Annotated in this window: 19 protein-coding genes; 14 read left to right on the top strand and 5 right to left on the bottom strand. The window is 53.6% G+C overall.

The annotated features are described in order from the left end of the window. Nucleotides 1-106: 106 nt before the first annotated feature. Nucleotides 107-1,435, bottom strand: coding sequence for an ATP-dependent RNA helicase SrmB (gene srmB / locus ACXI0A_RS16605; RefSeq protein ID WP_224930466.1), 1,329 nt, complete (start codon nt 1,433-1,435; stop codon nt 107-109). Between the two features lie 137 nt (nt 1,436-1,572). On the opposite strand from srmB, the gene trmN reads away from it, so the two are divergent. Next, nucleotides 1,573-2,322 (top strand): tRNA(1)(Val) (adenine(37)-N(6))-methyltransferase TrmN, encoded by a 750-nt coding sequence (gene trmN, locus ACXI0A_RS16600; RefSeq protein WP_476147637.1) that lies wholly within the window; start codon nt 1,573-1,575, stop codon nt 2,320-2,322. Here the strand turns inward: trmN and nadB are convergent. Beyond that, nucleotides 2,307-3,926, bottom strand: coding sequence for an L-aspartate oxidase (gene nadB / locus ACXI0A_RS16595; protein WP_224932004.1), 1,620 nt, complete (start codon nt 3,924-3,926; stop codon nt 2,307-2,309). The two genes, trmN and nadB, sit on opposite strands and share 16 nt — an antisense overlap. A 443-nt stretch (nt 3,927-4,369) precedes the next feature. Here nadB and rpoE point away from each other — a divergent pair, with 443 nt between their 5' ends. From rpoE to acpS, 11 genes are all read left to right on the top strand, one after another. Next, nucleotides 4,370-4,948 carry an RNA polymerase sigma factor RpoE gene (rpoE, locus tag ACXI0A_RS16590; protein WP_007886161.1) on the top strand — a complete coding sequence of 193 codons (579 nt, stop codon included), beginning with the start codon at nt 4,370-4,372 and terminating at the stop codon, nt 4,946-4,948. A 27-nt stretch (nt 4,949-4,975) separates the two neighbouring features. Further along, entirely contained in the window at nt 4,976-5,635 is a 660-nt protein-coding gene (gene rseA, locus ACXI0A_RS16585) for an anti-sigma-E factor RseA (protein ID WP_476147640.1), read from the top strand. Continuing rightward, complete coding sequence (gene rseB / locus ACXI0A_RS16580) at nt 5,635-6,591, top strand: sigma-E factor regulatory protein RseB (RefSeq protein ID WP_224930473.1); 957 nt, start codon at nt 5,635-5,637, stop codon at nt 6,589-6,591. The genes rseA and rseB overlap by 1 nt, the downstream gene beginning before the upstream one ends. Then, nucleotides 6,588-7,052, top strand: coding sequence for a SoxR-reducing system protein RseC (gene rseC / locus ACXI0A_RS16575; RefSeq protein ID WP_224930476.1), 465 nt, complete (start codon nt 6,588-6,590; stop codon nt 7,050-7,052). Before rseB ends, rseC begins: the two co-directional genes overlap by 4 nt. Nucleotides 7,053-7,270: 218 nt before the next feature. Further along, complete coding sequence (gene lepA / locus ACXI0A_RS16570; protein ID WP_224930478.1) at nt 7,271-9,070, top strand: translation elongation factor 4; 1,800 nt, start codon at nt 7,271-7,273, stop codon at nt 9,068-9,070. A 9-nt stretch (nt 9,071-9,079) separates the two neighbouring features. After that, nucleotides 9,080-10,051 carry a signal peptidase I gene (gene lepB, locus ACXI0A_RS16565; RefSeq protein WP_224930480.1) on the top strand — a complete coding sequence of 324 codons (972 nt, stop codon included), beginning with the start codon at nt 9,080-9,082 and terminating at the stop codon, nt 10,049-10,051. 132 nt (nt 10,052-10,183) lie between these two features. After that, complete coding sequence (rnc, locus tag ACXI0A_RS16560) at nt 10,184-10,864, top strand: ribonuclease III (protein ID WP_200577600.1); 681 nt, start codon at nt 10,184-10,186, stop codon at nt 10,862-10,864. 54 nt (nt 10,865-10,918) lie between these two features. Next, nucleotides 10,919-11,821 (top strand): GTPase Era, encoded by a 903-nt coding sequence (gene era, locus ACXI0A_RS16555; RefSeq protein ID WP_224930484.1) that lies wholly within the window; start codon nt 10,919-10,921, stop codon nt 11,819-11,821. 3 nt (nt 11,822-11,824) lie between these two features. After that, nucleotides 11,825-12,553: a DNA repair protein RecO gene (recO, locus tag ACXI0A_RS16550; protein WP_224930487.1), complete on the top strand. Its 729-nt coding sequence runs from the start codon at nt 11,825-11,827 to the stop codon at nt 12,551-12,553. 70 nt (nt 12,554-12,623) lie between these two features. Then, the gene (gene pdxJ / locus ACXI0A_RS16545) at nt 12,624-13,355 is read left to right on the top strand and encodes a pyridoxine 5'-phosphate synthase (protein ID WP_224930490.1); all 732 of its coding nucleotides are present in this window, start codon (nt 12,624-12,626) and stop codon (nt 13,353-13,355) included. Next, complete coding sequence (acpS, locus tag ACXI0A_RS16540) at nt 13,355-13,735, top strand: holo-ACP synthase (protein WP_034825626.1); 381 nt, start codon at nt 13,355-13,357, stop codon at nt 13,733-13,735. Before pdxJ ends, acpS begins: the two co-directional genes overlap by 1 nt. On the opposite strand, the gene ACXI0A_RS16535 is transcribed toward acpS, so the two are convergent. Further along, nucleotides 13,732-13,980: a YfhL family 4Fe-4S dicluster ferredoxin gene (locus ACXI0A_RS16535; protein WP_476147644.1), complete on the bottom strand. Its 249-nt coding sequence runs from the start codon at nt 13,978-13,980 to the stop codon at nt 13,732-13,734. The genes acpS and ACXI0A_RS16535 overlap by 4 nt on opposite strands. A 412-nt stretch (nt 13,981-14,392) precedes the next feature. Continuing rightward, nucleotides 14,393-15,232 (bottom strand): MurR/RpiR family transcriptional regulator, encoded by an 840-nt coding sequence (locus ACXI0A_RS16530; RefSeq protein ID WP_224930499.1) that lies wholly within the window; start codon nt 15,230-15,232, stop codon nt 14,393-14,395. Nucleotides 15,233-15,435: 203 nt separating this feature from the next. Between ACXI0A_RS16530 and yfhb the strand changes: the two genes are divergently transcribed. Together yfhb and tadA are read left to right on the top strand one after the other, a co-directional pair. Continuing rightward, nucleotides 15,436-16,074: a phosphatidylglycerophosphatase C gene (gene yfhb / locus ACXI0A_RS16525; protein ID WP_224932005.1), complete on the top strand. Its 639-nt coding sequence runs from the start codon at nt 15,436-15,438 to the stop codon at nt 16,072-16,074. A gap of 56 nt (nt 16,075-16,130) precedes the next feature. Continuing rightward, nucleotides 16,131-16,625 (top strand): tRNA adenosine(34) deaminase TadA, encoded by a 495-nt coding sequence (gene tadA / locus ACXI0A_RS16520; protein WP_224930502.1) that lies wholly within the window; start codon nt 16,131-16,133, stop codon nt 16,623-16,625. Here tadA and mltF read toward each other — a convergent pair. Continuing rightward, a complete protein-coding gene (mltF, locus tag ACXI0A_RS16515) occupies nt 16,622-18,079 on the bottom strand; it encodes a membrane-bound lytic murein transglycosylase MltF (protein ID WP_224930505.1) in 1,458 nt (485 codons plus the stop codon). The two genes, tadA and mltF, sit on opposite strands and share 4 nt — an antisense overlap. Nucleotides 18,080-18,142: the final 63 nt, after the last annotated feature.

The raw sequence follows: 18,142 nt of genomic DNA, 5'->3' as shown, positions 1-18,142 counted from the left end.
TAGCAGAGTAGGCCCTTGCCGGGAAAAATATAACCGAAGCGCTATTTTACCGAGCTAAAGACAAAAAAACGCCTCATCAGAGGCGCTTTATTGAGTGGGTGCTGATTTATTCTGCACCGCTCTCTGGTGTGCTGCTACCGCTTGCCTTACGACGTTTACCGACATTTTTGGTGTCGCGATGGCGTTGTTTAACGCGCGGTTTTTCAGCTTCTTTCTCTTTGCGCTCTTGACGCTTCGCAAGGGCTTTTTTCGACGGTTTACCCGTCACTTTGGCACTCGGTGCACGTGATTCAGGACGCAACTCATCAATTATGCGCGCTTTGATCGGCTCGTTGATATAACGGGTAATTTTACCCAGTAACACATGGTCATGTGCCTCAACCAGCGAAATCGCCGTGCCTTTACGGCCAGCACGCGCAGTACGACCAATACGGTGCAAGTAGATATCGGCAGTAAGTGGCAGGTCATAGTTGATGACGTGAGTGACGTCATCAATGTCGATACCGCGTGCCGCAACATCTGTCGCAATCATCACGTTGACGCGATTTTCGTTGATACGCTTAATCGCTTCATTGCGGTTTACCTGCACCATCTCACCTTCAAGATAGCTGGTGCGAATACCGGCTTCGTGCAGCCAGGTCACCAGTTCATGCAGACGTTCACGCTTACGCACAAACACAACCACGCGCTTGGCTTCAGGCTGTTTTAACAGGTGCACCAACAGCTTGGTTTTGTGCTCAAGGTTGTCAGCACGATAAAACCACTGTTGAATCTTCTTGCGTTCGCTTTTGCTGGGATCCGCTTCAATTGATACCGGATCGTTCAGCAGACGCTCGGCAAAATCCTTGATGTTTTCGCCTTCCAGCGTGGCGGAGAACAGCAAGGTCTGTTTACGCCAGCGGGTTTCCGCAGCGATGGTTTCGATATCCTGTGCGAAGCCCATATCGACCATGCGGTCGGCTTCATCCAGAATCAGCGTTTCTACGGCGCGACAGTCAAAGTTTTCTTCTTTGATGTACTGCAGCAGGCGACCGGTGGTGGCTACCACGATGTCCTGGTTTTCGCTGAACACTTCGGCGTGGTTCATATAAGCCACACCACCGGTGATGGTGGCGATATCCAGGTGCGTATGTTTGGCCAACTCACGTGCGTGATCGGCAACCTGCATCGCCAGTTCGCGGGTTGGCGTGAGGATCAGAATACGTGGCGGGCCCGATTTTTTGCGCGGGAAGTCGAGCAGGTGCTGTAAAGCGGGCAGCAGAAAAGCAGCGGTTTTCCCCGTTCCGGTTGGCGCCGAACCCAGAACGTCACGGCCTTCCAGCGCGGCAGGAATGGTCTCAGCCTGAATGGCAGTGGGGCGCGTGAAGCCTTTTTCCTGCAGCGCTTGCAGCAGGCTTTCGTCTAGTTCGAGTTCGGAGAATGTGGTTACGGTCATGGTCTACCTCAGTTTGGGGCGCTGATTATAGACAGAACAGACATAATCTTCATCTGTTTGTGTGCAGCAGGTGAAGGTGAATTCCCTTCACGACCACGTTACACTCCTCGCAGTAGATAATTCAACGGTAGTGAAGTATGTCTCAGGACCAGCCGCAGACGCGGGCAATGTTAAGAAAAGATGGTTTTACCTTTAAGCAATTTTTCGTGGCTCATGACCGCTGTGCAATGAAAGTTGGCACCGATGGCGTGTTACTCGGTGCCTGGGCGCCGGTGGCGGGCGCACGACGTATTCTGGATATTGGCTGCGGCAGCGGATTGATTGCGTTGATGCTGGCTCAGCGTACGCCACAGCAGGTGATGCTGGATGCGGTCGAGTTGGAAGCCAGCGCGGCCAACCAGGCCGAAGAAAACGTGCAGGCTTCTCCCTGGGCCGATCGAATCACGGTACATCAACAAGATATCGTCAGCTGGAGCGATCAATCGGAAAAACGTTACTCCCTTATCGTCAGCAACCCGCCTTTTTTTGCGCCGGGAACAGCATCAGCCAGCGCAGAGCGTGACAGCGCGCGCAGTACCACCACCCTGGATCACCCTACGCTATTGCGCTGCGCCGCTCAGTTAATCGAAGAAGAGGGGATTTTTTGCGTGGTGCTGCCCGAGGATGCGGGAGAAAATCTCATTCCGCTGGCGATGGCTGAAGGCTGGCATCTGCGATATCGCTACGATGTGGCGGCTTATGCGCATCGTCCGCCAAATCGTTTGGTGTTAGGTTTCTCGCCCACTGCTGGCGAAACGTTGCTGGAACGTCTCGCCATTCGTGATGAAGATAAGAGCTACTCGGCCGACTGGCTGAGTCTGGTCAGTGATTTTTATCTGTTCCGATAGCTATCTGGCTGGAGCTGCGTTGGTAACGCTTCAGGCAGTTGATCGGGAAAATCAGGCGTATAGTGCAGGCCACGGCTCTCTTTGCGTTCCAGCGCACAGCGCACCATCAACTCCGCCACCTGCACCAGGTTGCGGAGCTCCAGCAGGTTGTTGGAGAGACGGAAATGCGCGTAATACTCATCGATCTCCTGCTGCAGTAAATTAATCCTGCGCAGTGCGCGCTGCAGACGTTTGGTGGTGCGCACAATCCCCATGTAATCCCACATGAACAGACGCAGTTCATGCCAGTTATGCTGAATCACCACGCGCTCGTCCGCATCATCCACGCGGCTTTCATCCCAGGCCGGCAGTTGATCAACAGCGGCAACCTCCGGCAAGCGGCGAATCATGTCTTCAGCCGCCGACCAGCCATACACCAGACACTCCAGTAGTGAATTCGATGCCATTCGATTGGCACCGTGCAGGCCGGTGTAACTCACTTCGCCAATGGCATACAGCCCATCAACATCGGTGCGGCCTTGCTGATCCACCATCACGCCGCCGCAGGTGTAGTGCGCGGCAGGCACGATCGGAATGGGCTGCTTTGTCAGATCCAGCCCAAAGGTCAGCAATTTCTCGTAGATCATTGGGAAATGGGCACGCACAAAGCTTTCGGGCTGGTGGCTGATATCCAGATACATGCAATCGACACCCAGACGCTTCATTTCATGGTCGATGGCGCGTGCCACGATATCGCGCGGGGCTAACTCGGCGCGCTCATCGAAATCGGGCATAAAGCGGGTGCCATCCGGGCGCAGCAGCCATGCGCCTTCACCGCGCAGCGCTTCCGTCAGCAGGAAGTTCTGTGCCTGAGGATGGAATAAACAAGTGGGATGGAACTGATTGAACTCCAGGTTAGCGACACGGCAGCCAGCACGCCATGCCATCGCGATGCCATCGCCTGAGGCCACATCCGGGTTAGTGGTGTATTGATAAACCTTTGCCGCACCGCCGGTGGCCAGTACTACAGCACGAGCACGACAGGTTTCCACCTGCTCGCGATTACGGTTCCAGATCCACGCGCCCACCACCCGACGCTGACCCGGCAGGCCCAGTTTGTCGGAAAGAATTAAATCAACGGCGTTGGTGCGTTCAATGATGCGGATGTTGGGATGGCTCAGCGCCTGGCTTACCAGCGTGGTTTCTACCGCGCGACCAGTGGCATCGGCGCTGTGCAGAATCCGACGATGGCTGTGCCCACCTTCACGCGTCAGGTGGTAGCGCGCTTCGCCGTCACTTTGCGGTTCTTTGTCAAAGGCCACGCCATTATCAATCAACCACTGCACGCAATGGCGTGCATTACTGGCGATGAAGCTCACGGTTTCGCGTTCACACAAGCCGGCGCCAGCAATCAGGGTGTCTTCAACATGGGATTCAATGCTGTCAGTTTCATCAAACACCGCAGCGATGCCGCCCTGAGCATACAGCGTCGAACCTTCGTTAACCTGGGCTTTGCTTAACACAGTTACCTGGTAATAGGGTGCCAGACGCAGCGCCAGAGAGAGGCCTGCTGCACCGCTGCCCACAATCAACACATCACACTGGTAATCAGGAATTGACGTCATGGTGTTTAATTTACTAAACAGAAGGTTTCCCGAGCATAAGCCTGGAAGCCGGTTCTGTGAAGTATTTTGAACAAATCACGCGGTAAAATTATCCAGAGAGGCGATATAATCACGCGATTTCAGTAAGTTATGTCCGAAAATGAGCGCATCGTGTTTTTTATACCAAACACTCTGAAAATTCAGGTAATAAAGGTGAAAATTAGGGCGTCATAGGGTACTCTCCCAGCGATTATCGGTGCCGCAAAAGACACCAACGGCGTGGCAAGTCGCTACACTGAAAGACAATCAACAACAATGATGTCGTGGTTCCGATACGGAAATTATCTGGTCGTAGTGAACTTCAGGCCAACATATGACTCTAAGCGCATGCTTGCTCAGAACAATGAGATGTGCTGGCAGTTCACTTACGCATAAAAAAGAGATTTGGGGAGACATTACCTCGGATGAGCGAGCAGTTAACGGATCAGGTTCTCGTTGAGCGGGTTCAGAAGGGAGATCAAAAGTCATTTAATTTACTGGTTATTCGATACCAGCATAAAGTGGCGAGCCTGGTTTCACGCTATGTCCCTTCAGGCGATGTGCCTGATGTGGTTCAGGAATCTTTCATTAAAGCGTATCGCGCACTGGAATCTTTCCGTGGCGATAGCGCCTTTTATACATGGCTGTACCGTATTGCGGTAAATACAGCAAAAAACTATCTGGTGGCTCAGGGGCGTCGTCCGCCATCCAGCGATGTGGATGCCATTGACGCAGAAAATTTCGAAAGTGCAGGTGCGTTAAAAGAAATTTCGAACCCTGAGAACTTAATGTTGTCAGAGGAACTGAAACAAATTGTTTTTCGGACCATTGAGGCGCTTCCCGAAGATCTGCGTATGGCCATCACCCTCAGGGAATTGGATGGTTTAAGTTACGAAGAGATTGCCGTCATCATGGATTGCCCGGTCGGTACAGTACGTTCACGTATCTTCCGCGCCCGAGAGGCCATTGATAATAAAGTTCAACCGCTTATCCAACGTCAGTGATAACGGCTACTGGAAGGGTACCAAAGCATGCAGAAAGAAAAACTTTCCGCTTTAATGGATGGTGAAACTCTCGATAACGAGCTGTTGGGATCGTTGTCGAAAGACGTAGATCTTCAAAAAAGTTGGGAGAGCTACCATCTAATCCGCGACACCTTACGAGGTGATGTGGGTGAAGTGCTGCATTTTGATATCTCCGCGCGTGTTGCAGCGGCCATTGAAAATGAGCCATTGCGCAAAGTGACTCCGCTGATTCCTGAAGCGCAGCCTGAGCCATCACGCTGGGAGAAAATGCCGTTCTGGCGCCGTGGCGGCACCTGGACAGCACAACTGGCACAAGTTGGTGTGGCTGCCTGCGTATCGCTGGCGGTGATTGTGGGTGTTCAGCACTACAATACTCAGCCTGGTGGCAGCGCGACGGAATCTTCAGATTCGCCAGCGTTCAATACGCTGCCGATGATGGGTAAAGCTTCACCGGTCAGCCTTGGCGTCCCTTCTGATGCCTTTGACACCAACAGCTCTAACCAGCAGGTGCAGGAACAGCGTCGTCGTGTGAATGCCATGCTGCAGGACTATGAGCTGCAGCGCCGTCTGCATGCAGATCAGGTTCAGTTCGATGAAAAGAACGATCCTCAGCAGGCGCAAGCTAATGTTCCCGGAAATCAGTCGTTAGGAACTCAACAGCAGTAATGAAGCAACTTTGGTGTGCCGTTAGCCTGCTGGCAGGCAGCCTGCTTTGGTCCTCCACCGCCCCGGCGCAGACATCTGCTTCCGGGGCGTTGTTACAGCAGATGGAGCAGGCAAGCCAGAACCTCAACTACGAATTCGCCTACATCAATGTCTCCCGTCTTGGCATTGAATCTCTGCGCTATCGTCATGCAGTCATTGATAATCGTATCTTTGCCCAACTGTTGCAGATGGATGGACCGCGTCGTGAAGTCATCCAGCGCGGTAATGACATCAGTTATTTCGAGCCAGGACTTGATCCCTTCTCGTTACCGGGCAATCACATTATTGATGCGCTGCCTGCATTGATGTTTGCTGACTTCTCTCGTCTTGGCGATGCCTACGATTTTATTCCGGTAGGGCGTTCGCGCATGGCCGATCAAATGTGCGAAGTGGTGCGCATCGTGTCGCGTGATGGTACGCGCTACAGCTATGTCGTATGGCTGGATGTCGATACTAAATTGCCGCTGCGTATTGATTTGCTGGACCGTGATGGTGAAACGCTGGAGCAGTTCCGCGTCATCAGCTTTGCGGTGGATGAAGGCGTGCGTAATTTGATGCAGGGGCTGGAAAAAGCCAACCTGCCCCCAACGCTGTCATTACCGGCGGGCGATAAAGTGCAGCTCAGCTGGCAGCCTGGCTGGTTGCCAGCAGGTATGTCACTGATTTCGCAAAGTCGCCGCGATATGCCGGCCATGAATAAAACCGTAGAATCCCGTCTGTACAGCGATGGCTTATTCAGCTTCGCCATCAACATTACGCCTGCTGATAAAAGCAGTGTGTCGCAGTCATTGCGCACTGGGCGTCGTACGGTGCAGACAGAAGTGCGCGATAATCGTGAGATTACTGTGGTGGGCGAATTACCGCCTGCGACGGCCAAACGTATCGCGGACAGCATAGATTCAGGTGCACAAAAATGATGAGAGAATGGGCCACCGTGGTGGCGTGGGATAAAGGTATTGCCACGCTGCACTCGGAAGCAAAAACCTCCTGTAACAGCTGCTCAGCCCGCAAAGGCTGCGGCAGCCACGCGCTCAACCAACTCGGGCCGAAAAATGCCCATGTGATGACCATTGCCAGCCCGGAGCCTTTACAGCCCGGACAGCGCATTGAATTGGGTATCCGTGAAAGCAGCCTGTTAGGTTCAGCGCTGCTGGTTTACATGACGCCGCTTCTCGGTCTGTTTTTAGTGGCAGGTCTGTTTCAGATGCTGTTCCACAGCGATCTGGCGGCGGCTTGCGGTGCGCTGTTAGGCGGCATCGGTGGCTTTATTGTGGCTAAAGGTGTTTCCGGCGTGTTCGGCCATCGGGAAGCCTTTCAGCCGATCATTCTCAGCGTTGCGTTACCGCCCGATGCCATACGCGTGGAAAATGAAGGTTGATCCCTGCCAGGGCCGCGCAATGCGCGGCTTTTTCATTTAAGCTTACCCGCTGAATTCTGTTGCGATTCCCCACAGTTCCATTCTTTAACGCGCGGCGTTAACAGTGTAATATGCGTCGTCATTAATGAGGCTGACAGGGTTCCGGGTAAAGCTCACTTTCCTGAATGTGTCTGTGCTCAAGTTTTCCACTGATTTTTTACGTGAAGATATTCATATAAATGAAGCACATACGAAATTTCTCTATCATCGCACACATCGACCACGGCAAATCAACGCTCTCTGACCGCTTGATTCAGATTTGTGGTGGCCTCAGCGATCGTGAGATGGCGGCGCAGGTTCTGGACTCTATGGATCTGGAACGTGAGCGCGGCATTACCATTAAAGCGCAGAGCGTGACGCTCGATTACAAAGCGCTGGACGGTGAAACTTACCAGCTCAATTTTATCGACACCCCTGGCCACGTTGACTTCTCGTACGAAGTTTCCCGCTCATTAGCGGCTTGTGAAGGGGCATTGCTGGTGGTTGATGCAGGTCAGGGCGTTGAAGCACAGACGCTGGCGAACTGCTATACCGCCATGGAAATGGATCTGGAAGTGGTACCGGTTCTGAACAAAATCGACTTGCCTGCGGCCGATCCTGAGCGCGTGGCGGAAGAGATTGAAGATATCGTCGGTATTGATGCTGCTGATGCGGTGCGCTGCTCGGCGAAAACCGGCGTAGGCGTACCAGATGTGCTTGAGCGTCTGGTTCGTGATATCCCACCACCGGAAGGTGATCCAGAAGGCCCACTGCAGGCGTTGATCATCGACTCATGGTTCGATAACTACCTGGGCGTTGTGTCGTTGATTCGTATCAAAAACGGCACGCTGCGCAAAGGCGACAAAGTAAAAGTGATGAGTACCGGTCAGACTTATAACGCTGACCGTCTGGGCATTTTCACACCGAAACAGGTTGATCGTACTGAGCTGAACTGCGGTGAAGTAGGTTGGCTGGTGTGTGCGATCAAAGACATCATGGGCGCGCCAGTGGGCGATACCCTGACGCTGCAACGCAATCCAGCAGATAAAGTGCTGCCAGGCTTTAAGAAAGTGAAGCCGCAGGTTTATGCCGGTTTGTTCCCGATCAGCTCTGATGACTATGAAGCATTCCGTGATGCGCTGGGCAAATTGAGCCTGAACGATGCCTCACTGTTTTACGAGCCAGAGAGCTCTACGGCGCTGGGATTCGGCTTCCGTATTGGCTTCCTTGGTCTGCTGCACATGGAGATCATCCAGGAGCGTCTGGAGCGTGAATACGATCTCGATCTGATCACCACCGCGCCGACGGTTGTCTATGAAGTGGCCACCACCAATGGCGAAACCGTTTATGTCGACAGCCCTTCAAAGCTGCCGCCACTGAACAATATTGAAGAGCTGCGCGAGCCAATCGCCGAGTGTCACATGCTGTTGCCGCAAGAGTACCTCGGTAACGTGATCACGCTGTGTATCGAAAAACGCGGTGTGCAGACCAACATGGTTTACCACGGTAAGCAGGTTGCGCTGACTTATGAAATTCCGATGGCTGAAGTGGTACTCGACTTCTTTGACCGTCTAAAATCGACATCTCGCGGCTATGCATCGCTGGATTATAACTTCAAACGTTTCCAGACCTCTGACATGGTGCGTGTCGACGTGATGATTAACTCAGAACGTGTCGATGCGCTGGCGCTGATTACCCACCGTGATAACTCACAGTATCGTGGCCGCGACCTCGTGGAGAAGATGAAAGAACTGATCCCACGTCAGCAGTTCGATATTGCGATTCAGGCGGCGATCGGCAACCACATTATCGCTCGCTCAACGGTCAAGCAGCTGCGTAAAAACGTCATTGCAAAATGCTATGGCGGCGACGTTAGCCGTAAGAAAAAACTGTTGCAGAAGCAGAAAGACGGTAAGAAGCGAATGAAGCAGGTCGGCAACGTTGAGCTGCCGCAGGAAGCATTCCTTGCCATTCTGCATGTCGGTAAAGACAGCAAATAAGGAACTTTAATGGCTAATATGTTCGCCCTGATTCTGGTGATCGCTACGCTGATAACCGGTGTTATCTGGTGTATTGATCGCTTTAAATGGGCTCCGGCGCGTCGTGCTAAGCAGGCAGCTGCACAAGCGCAGGCGGGTAACGCATTGGACGGCAAAACGCTGTCCAAAGTAGCGGCTCAGCCAGGCTGGGTAGAAACGGCGGCATCGGTGTTCCCGGTGCTGGCGGTGGTGCTGATCGTTCGCTCATTTATTTTTGAGCCGTTCCAGATCCCATCAGGTTCCATGATGCCAACGCTGCTGATTGGTGATTTTATTCTGGTGGAGAAGTTTGCTTACGGTATCAAAGATCCGATTACCCAAACCACGCTAATCCCAACCGGTCATCCACAGCGCGGTGATGTGGCGGTGTTCAAATACCCGAAAGATCCGAGTGTCGATTACATCAAACGTGTGATCGGTTTGCCGGGCGACAAAGTGGTGTTCGATCCCTACAGCAAAACGCTGACGGTTAACCCAGGTTGTGGCACGGGCAAATGTGATACCGCGTTGCCAATCACCTATACCAACGTGGAGCCAAGCCGCTTCATTCAGACGTTCAGCGGCTTTGATGGTAATGAAACCGGTAACGGCTTCTTTGAAGCGCCGCAGGGTGAAACCATGAAGGGCGGCCTGCGTCTCGGTACGCGTAAAGAGACTTTAGGTACCGTCACGCACGATATTCTTCTGGTAAACGAAGCGCAAAGCCAGGCAAGCATGTATTATCAGCAGCCGGGTCAGCCTCAATCCACATGGATTGTGCCAGAAGGCCAATATTTCATGATGGGTGATAACCGCGATAACAGCGCCGACAGCCGCTACTGGGGCTTTGTGCCTGAGAAGAATCTGGTCGGTAAAGCGGTGGCTATCTGGATGAGCTTTGAGAAACAAGAAGGACAGTGGCCAACGGGCGTGCGCTTGAGTCGCATCGGCGGAATCCACTAAAAATTATGCCCACTGCGGTGGGCAACACGGTTGGCCTCTTTCGGGAGGCCACTGCACACTAAACAGAACGTGTTGGAAGCTCAGCCCTGTTTCGTATGCAGAGTTACAGACGCACAGATTAACTGGAATCGCATGAACCCCATCCTTATTAACAAGCTGCAGCGCAAACTGGGCTACACTTTTACTCATCCGGAACTACTGCAGCAAGCATTGACTCACCGCAGTGCCAGCAGTAAACACAATGAACGTCTTGAATTTCTTGGCGATTCCATTCTCAGCTATGTGATTGCTAATGCGCTTTATCACCGCTTCCCACGTGTGGATGAAGGTGACATGAGCCGCATGCGCGCCACATTGGTACGAGGCAATACCCTCGCAGAGATGGCGCGTGAGTTTGAACTCGGCGAGTGTCTTCGTCTCGGGCCGGGCGAACTGAAGAGTGGCGGTTTCCGTCGCGAATCGATTCTTGCTGATACCGTGGAAGCGCTGATTGGCGGTATCTTCCTCGATAGCAACATTCAAACCGTTGAGAAACTGATTCTCGATTGGTACCAAAATCGCCTTGATGAGATCAGCCCGGGCGATAAGCAAAAAGATCCGAAAACGCGTTTGCAGGAGTATCTGCAAGGGCGTCATCTGCCGCTGCCATCTTATCTGGTGGTGCAGGTCCGTGGCGAAGCCCACGATCAGGAATTCACCATTCACTGTCAGGTGAGTGGCATGGCAGAACCGGTGGTGGGCGTAGGTTCCAGCCGCCGTAAAGCAGAGCAAGCCGCCGCCGAACAGGCGTTAATTAAGCTTGGTCTCGAATAAAATACATAGTCATATTGCAGCGTCGACAGCGACGCTGCCCAAGTCAGGACTCGAATGAGCGAAATCGAAACACACAGCGGCTTTATCGCGATTGTCGGCCGACCTAACGTCGGCAAATCCACCTTACTGAACCAGTTACTGGGGCAGAAAGTGTCGATCACCTCGCGTAAACCGCAAACCACGCGTCACCGCATCATGGGCATTCACACCGAAGGCGCTTATCAGGCGATCTACGTGGATACCCCAGGGCTGCACATGGAAGAGAAGCGGGCGATTAACCGCCTGATGAACCGTGCTGCCAGCAGCTCAATTGGTGATGTGGAGCTGGTGATTTTTGTCGTTGAAGGCACGCGCTGGACGCCGGACGATGAAATGGTCTTGAATAAGCTGCGCGACGGCAAAGTGCCGGTGGTGCTGGCCGTTAACAAGGTCGACAACATTCAGGATAAAACCATTCTGCTGCCACACCTGCAGTTCCTGAGCCAGCAGATGAACTTCCTTGAGATCGTGCCGATCTCTGCGGAAAGCGGTAAGAACGTCGATGCGATTGCTGCTATCGCGCGTAAATGCCTGCCGAAATCTGACCATCACTTCCCGGAAGATTACATTACCGATCGTTCACAGCGCTTCATGGCGTCTGAGATCATCCGTGAAAAACTGATGCGCTTCCTCGGTGCGGAACTGCCTTACTCGGTGACCGTGGAAATCGAACAGTTCGTCTCTAACGATCGTGGTGGCTATGACATCAACGGTCTGATCCTGGTCGAGCGCGAAGGTCAGAAGAAGATGGTGATTGGCAACAAAGGCGCCAAGATTAAAACCATCGGCATTGAAGCGCGTAGAGATATGGAAGATATGTTCGAAGCCAAAGTGCATCTTGAACTGTGGGTTAAAGTGAAATCGGGTTGGGCGGATGACGAACGTGCACTGCGCAGCCTGGGCTATACAGACGAATAATTGATGGAAGGCTGGCAACGCGCCTTTGTGCTGCATAGTCGCCCTTACAGCGAAACCAGCCTCCTGCTCGATCTGTTTAGCGAAAGCGAAGGGCGCGTCCGCGTCCTGGCCAAAGGCGCACGCTCGCGCCGTTCGCAACTCAAAGGTGCACTCCAACCCTTCACACCGCTGCTGGTGCGTTGGGGGGGGCGTGGCGAAGTCAAAACGCTGCGTAGCGCCGAAGCGGTGTCACTGGCCTTACCGCTCAGTGGCATCACGCTCTACTGCGGGCTATACGTTAACGAACTGCTGTCTCGCGTCATTGAGCAGGAAATTCCTTTCTCCGATCTCTTCTTTGACTATCTCAATTGCATCCAGATGCTGGCCGCAGGCAACGGCACGCCTGAACCGGCGCTGCGTCGCTTTGAACTGGCGCTGCTGGGCCATCTTGGCTACGGCGTGGATTTCCTGCACTGCGCCGGCAGTGGTGAAGAGATCGATGACGGCATGACGTACAGCTACCGAGAAGAGAAGGGCTTTATCGCCAGCCTGGTCGTCAACCAGCGCAGTTTTACCGGCCGCCAGTTGCGTGCGCTGTGGGAACGCGATTTTCCCGATGCCGACAGCCTGCGAGCTGCCAAGCGCTTTACGCGTATGGCGCTTAAGCCTTATCTGGGCGGTAAACCGTTAAAGAGCCAGGAACTGTTTCGCCAGTTTGTCCCAAAAAAGAAGCCCGATGTGGCAAACGACTAGCGCTGGTCGTACCGCCTGATATTCTCAGCACGGTACACTGCAAACACACTGAACCTATTTAAGGATTGTCATGGCTGAGTTGCTGTTAGGGGTCAACATTGACCACATCGCCACCGTACGTAACGCACGTGGCACGAATTATCCCGATCCAGTCCAGGCGGCGTTTGTTTCTGAACAGGCGGGCGCAGATGGCATCACTGTGCACCTGCGTGAAGATCGTCGTCATATCACCGATCGCGATGTGCGTATTCTGCGCAACACCATCCAGACGCGCATGAATCTGGAGATGGCGGTGACCGATGAGATGATCGACATTGCCTGCGACATCAAGCCGCACTTCGTGTGTTTGGTGCCGGAAAAGCGCCAGGAAGTGACCACCGAAGGTGGGTTGGATGTGGCGGGTCAGCAGGACAAAATCAACGCTGCGGTTCGTCTGCTGAGCGACGCGGGGATTCTGGTGTCGCTGTTTATTGATGCCGATCACCGTCAGATCGAAGCGGCCGTTGCCAGCGGTGCGCCCTACATTGAGATCCACACCGGCGCCTATGCGGAAGCACCGGAAGGGCTGGAGCGTGAAGCCGAGCTGTCGCGCATTCGTAAAGCAGCCACATTCGCAGCCAGCCTCGGTTTGAAGGTGAATGCCGGCCATGGCCTGACCTATCACAATGTGCAACCCATTGCGGCATTGCCTGAAATGCATGAGCTGAACATTGGTCACGCCATCATTGGCCGCGCGCTGTTCAGTGGTCTGGCGGATGCGGTGTCAGAGATGAAGCAGCTGATGCGGGAAGCGCGTCGTTAATGGCGATTCTTGGACTCGGCAGCGACATCGTTGAAATCGAACGTATTGCCGGCGTGATTGAACGCTCCGGCGATCGACTGGCTCGACGCGTTTTGAGCGAAGCCGAGTGGCAGCAATATCAGGCGCACCAGCAACCGGTGCGCTTTCTCGCCAAACGTTTTGCGGTGAAAGAAGCGGCGGCCAAAGCCTTTGGTACCGGCATTCGAGGTGGTCTGGCGTTTAATCAATTCGAAGTGTACAACGATGCGCTGGGCAAACCGGGCTTACGCTTTTTCGAACAGGCAAAAGTGATTGCTAGCCAGTTGGGCGTGAAACATGTGCATGTGACGCTGGCCGATGAGCGCCATTATGCTTGCGCTACGGTGATCATCGAAGATTAAGGATGTAGCACCACAAACTTCTCCCACAGCGCCTCACGGGTTTCCGGGTGCTGTGGATCAGTAATAATGGTGTTATCAATTGGGCAGACGCTTTGGCAGGTCGGCACATCATAATGACCCACGCATTCGGTGCAGCGGTCAACATCAATCTCATAGATCGCCTCACCTAAACTGATGGCCTGGTTCGGGCATTCAGGTTCGCACATATCGCAATTGATGCATTTCGCCGTAATGAGTAAAGCCATGATCGCCGTCAGCCAGAGAAAGAAGGCGCGCACCTTATCATAAAACCGGCTTTTAAGGACGCAGGGTTTATTGCGCTGAATCAAACAAAGTGGGGATAGAACTCACTGAAGCAAAATTCATCAAAGGTTAGATAGGAATTAGGAAAACTCCGAGTTATCATTTTGTGCGGTAATTATCAGCGTAAACGCTTGTCGTAAGCACTATGAAAAAAATTAACTCGTTGAAAGAAATGTTTGTAAAGCAACAATGTATTCATTGCGGAGTTGCGCGAGGTTGGCTGGCTCGCTGGATATCAGACGATGCCTCTTTATGCGATGAGTGCCTGCACAACCTGCAACACGCGAGTCGCCAGGCCTGCCGTCACGATTCTACGCCGCAAAGCAAAAAGGCCGGATAACGGCCTTTTTCGCGTCACACCAGTTTTTTTACCAACTCTTCACTGTGCCGGATGTGGCTTGAGGCACGTTCAGGATCGTGCTGCACCAATGCCATAAACAGCAGATCGGTCAGCGCCAGCTGTGCACTGGTCGATGAGATCGCGGCACTGCGCGTGCTTTGCTCCTCGGCAACCGTGTACAAGCAAATCGAAGCGCACTGTTGCAGTGAGTTGGGGGTAAAGCCGGTAAACGCCAGCACGTCGACACCCAGCTGCGCCGCTTCCTGGGCCGCAAGGTTAATCTCTCTTCGCTCACCGGTATAAGAAATGGTGAGCAGCACATCCCCCGGCGCCATTGCCTGAACGCTCGCCAGCAAAGCATGCATATCCTGCTCGGCGACCGCGTTGATGCCAATCTTCATCAGCTTCCATGAGAAGTCTTTCGCCACTAATCCAGATGCGCCAATGCCTACCAAAAGAATGCGATTGGCATTTTTCAGCAGTTGCAGCGTTTGTAGCAACTTCTCTTCGCTGTTGATATCCAGCGTGGCGCGGATGGCCGATATCTTCTCTGCCAGCAGCTTCTCGCCCACCACTTTTAGAGGATCGTCGCTGAGAATGTGGTTATGAACGGTAATCGCGTCGCGATCTGCTAGCGACTCACTCAGCGCCAGTTTCAGCGCAGGAAATCCTTTATAGCCCAATTTCTGGGCAAACTTCACTACGCTCGACTGGCTGACGCCCGATTCCTCAGCCAGTTTTTGTGAACTCAGATGCCGTGCCCGATCCGGCTGCGACAGCAAAAAATCCGCCAGTCGACGCTCATTTAGCGCCAGTCGAGGGTAGAGCTGGCGAATTCGCAGCAATGAACTCATGTTCGATCCTTAATCCTTCTAATCCCGCTTGAGCTTAGTCTCTTTTACACCGTCAGGTTTTAATGACAGCACGCCGATACAAAGAATAAACTATTCAGCTGGCATTGTGGCGCCAGGAATTAAAAATGACCGCTTTCGCCCCCGTCGTTGAAGCTGGCTACACTGTAGGGCAAGCCGTAGAAAGGAAAGATAAGGAGTGGAGTTTGACAAAGGGTACGCAACGCCGCGTGGTGTTTTTCGATCTTGATGGCACGCTGCATCAGCAGGACATGTTTGGCACCTTTATGCGTTATCTGCTGCGACGCCAGCCGATCAACGTGCTGCTGGTGGTGCCGCTGTTGCCGGTGATTGGTTTGGGGATGCTGTTTAAAGGGCGCGCTGCACGCTGGCCAATGAGCTTGCTGTTATGGGCCATTACCTTCGGTCACAGTGAGCCGCGCCTGCGCCAGCGTGAAGCGGAGTTCGCGACATGGTTCCGCCAACGTGTCACCGCCTTTCCGGTGGTGCAACAACGTCTGACTGATTACCTCAGCAGCGATGATGCAGATGTGTGGCTGATCACCGGCTCACCGCAATCGCTGGTAGAGCAGGTCTATTTTGATTCCGCCTTCTTGCCGCGCGTACAACTGATTGCCAGCCAGATGCAGCCAGGTAATGGCGGACGAGTGCTGGCGATGCGTTGTCTCGGCCATGAAAAGGTGGCACAGCTCGAAGAGAAGATTGGCACGCCATTACAACTCTACAGCGGCTATAGCGACAGCAAACAGGATAACCCGCTGCTGTTCTTCTGCCAGCACCGCTGGCGGGTCACACCGCGTGGTGAGCTGCAACAGCTGGAGTGAATCATGCGGCAATTCCGTCTATAATGCGCCGCCTTTAAATCCGCAGGAGCTGCCTGGTGAACCCACAAACTGATGAACATTGGATGCGCCATGCGCTGGAGCTGGCGCGCCGCGCGTGGGAACAGGGCGAAGTGCCGGTGGGCGCGGTGTTAGTGCAGGGCGATAAAGTAATAGGCGAAGGCTGGAACCGACCGATTGGTCAGTGCGATCCCACCGCGCATGCCGAAATCATGGCGCTGCGTCAGGGCGGTAAAATCCTCGAAAACTATCGCCTGCTCGACACCACATTGTATGTGACGCTGGAGCCCTGCGTGATGTGCGCCGGGGCGATGGTGCACAGCCGCATTACGCGACTGGTGTATGGCGCAAAAGATGAGAAAACCGGCGCAGCGGGTTCACTCATGGATGTGATTGGCCATCCAGGCATGAATCATCAGATTCAGATTGATTGCGGTGTGCTGGCAGAAGAGTGCGCCGGGATGTTGAGTGATTTCTTTCGCATGCGCCGAGAGCAAAAGAAAGCGCTGCGTCAGGCGCAGCGCGAAGGTTAGTTCATCGCAATCTTTGGTTCGACCGCCGGGTAACCGGCGCCTAACTCCGCTTCCAGCGCCGACTGCTGCGCTAAACGTTTATCCTGCTCTTGCAGGTAGCCCACCAGACTGATCTGATACTTACGGATATTCTCGACGTAGTTATAGGCTTCGTGGCCGCGTGCATAACCATAGGTGGTCTGAGCGTAGTAACGCTTTTGGCTCAGCATCGGCAGACGTAATTTCACATCAGCCCAACTGTCTGGATTACCGCCCTGTTTTGCCGTCAACTTACGCACGTCGAGCATGTGCGCATAACCCATGTTATAGGCCGCCAGTGCAAACCAGATGCGTTCATCGTCAGGAATCGTCTCTGGCACCTTCTCCATCATCCGCTTCAGGTATTCACTGCCACCGCGAATGCTTTGCTCGGGATCGAGGCGATCGTTAACGTCGAGGCTGTCAGCGGTGTTACGCGTTAGCATCATCATGCCGCGCACGCCGGTGGGCGAAGTCGCCTGCGGATTCCAGTGCGACTCCTGATACGAAATCGCGGCCAGCAGGCGCCAGTCCATGCTCGCTGCATACTTCTCAAACAGCGGTTTGATATCCGGCAACGTGTTATCAATCGCGCGCAGGAAGGTGCGGGTGTCCACATAATCAAAAGTACCCACGTGACCGAGATACTTCTCTTCGAGGCGCGCCATCGTGCCTTCTTCGCCCATCTGGCTGTAAAAGTCGAGCATCGCCGCATTCAGGCTGTCGTCATCGTTGCGGGGCAGATACCAGGTGACCGGTTCTTCGTCAGTGATGTCGAACGCCACCGCCAGCTGCGGATGGATGCGCTGTAACAGGCCGATGGTGACCGAATCGCCCACGGTGTAATCCAGCTTGCCATCGGCGACGGCTTCCAGCAGCGCTTTCTGTCCCTGATCGGTGGAAATCGCCCAATCGAGATCGGGATAGCTGTCAGCTTTGGCGGAACGTAAAGTTGACAGATATGCCGAACCGGACTGCACAATCAGGCGGCCTTTCAGATCGCCGAGATTCTTCGGCCGTGGCTTATCAATGCGGTACACCAGCTGTTGCGATACCGAGTAATAGCTCGGTCCACTTTGATAGTGGGCAAGGCGCTCACCGTTATAGATCAAGCCAGCTGCGAGCAAATCCGCCTTACCATCATCGAGATCGTCAAACAGATCGCCGAGGTTCGGACGCACCGTGACCTCAAGTTTGACGCCAAGATAATCGGCGAAGCGTTTCGCCAGCTCGTAATCCATACCGGCTGGTGCATTATTGATGGTGTAGTAAGTCAGCGGGGAGTTGACGGTACTGATGCGCAGCACTCCACGTGATTTAATCTGTGATAACGCGTCATTTCCGCCCCCGTACCAGGGGATGGAAGGCCACAGTGCCAGCGCAAGCAGCACGGTGATCAGACCGATAAACAGATAGTTTATTTTCAGGCGTTTCAAATAGTTGTCTCGTAATGGCTCACAGGCCTCTGTCTTTTTAAGGCAGTATTTGTGTTGTTTTTA

The organism is Pantoea sp. C1E2, from assembly GCF_056491465.1.
Note: the sequence above shows the minus strand (reverse complement) of the source record. Positions and strands in the feature narration are given on the sequence as shown.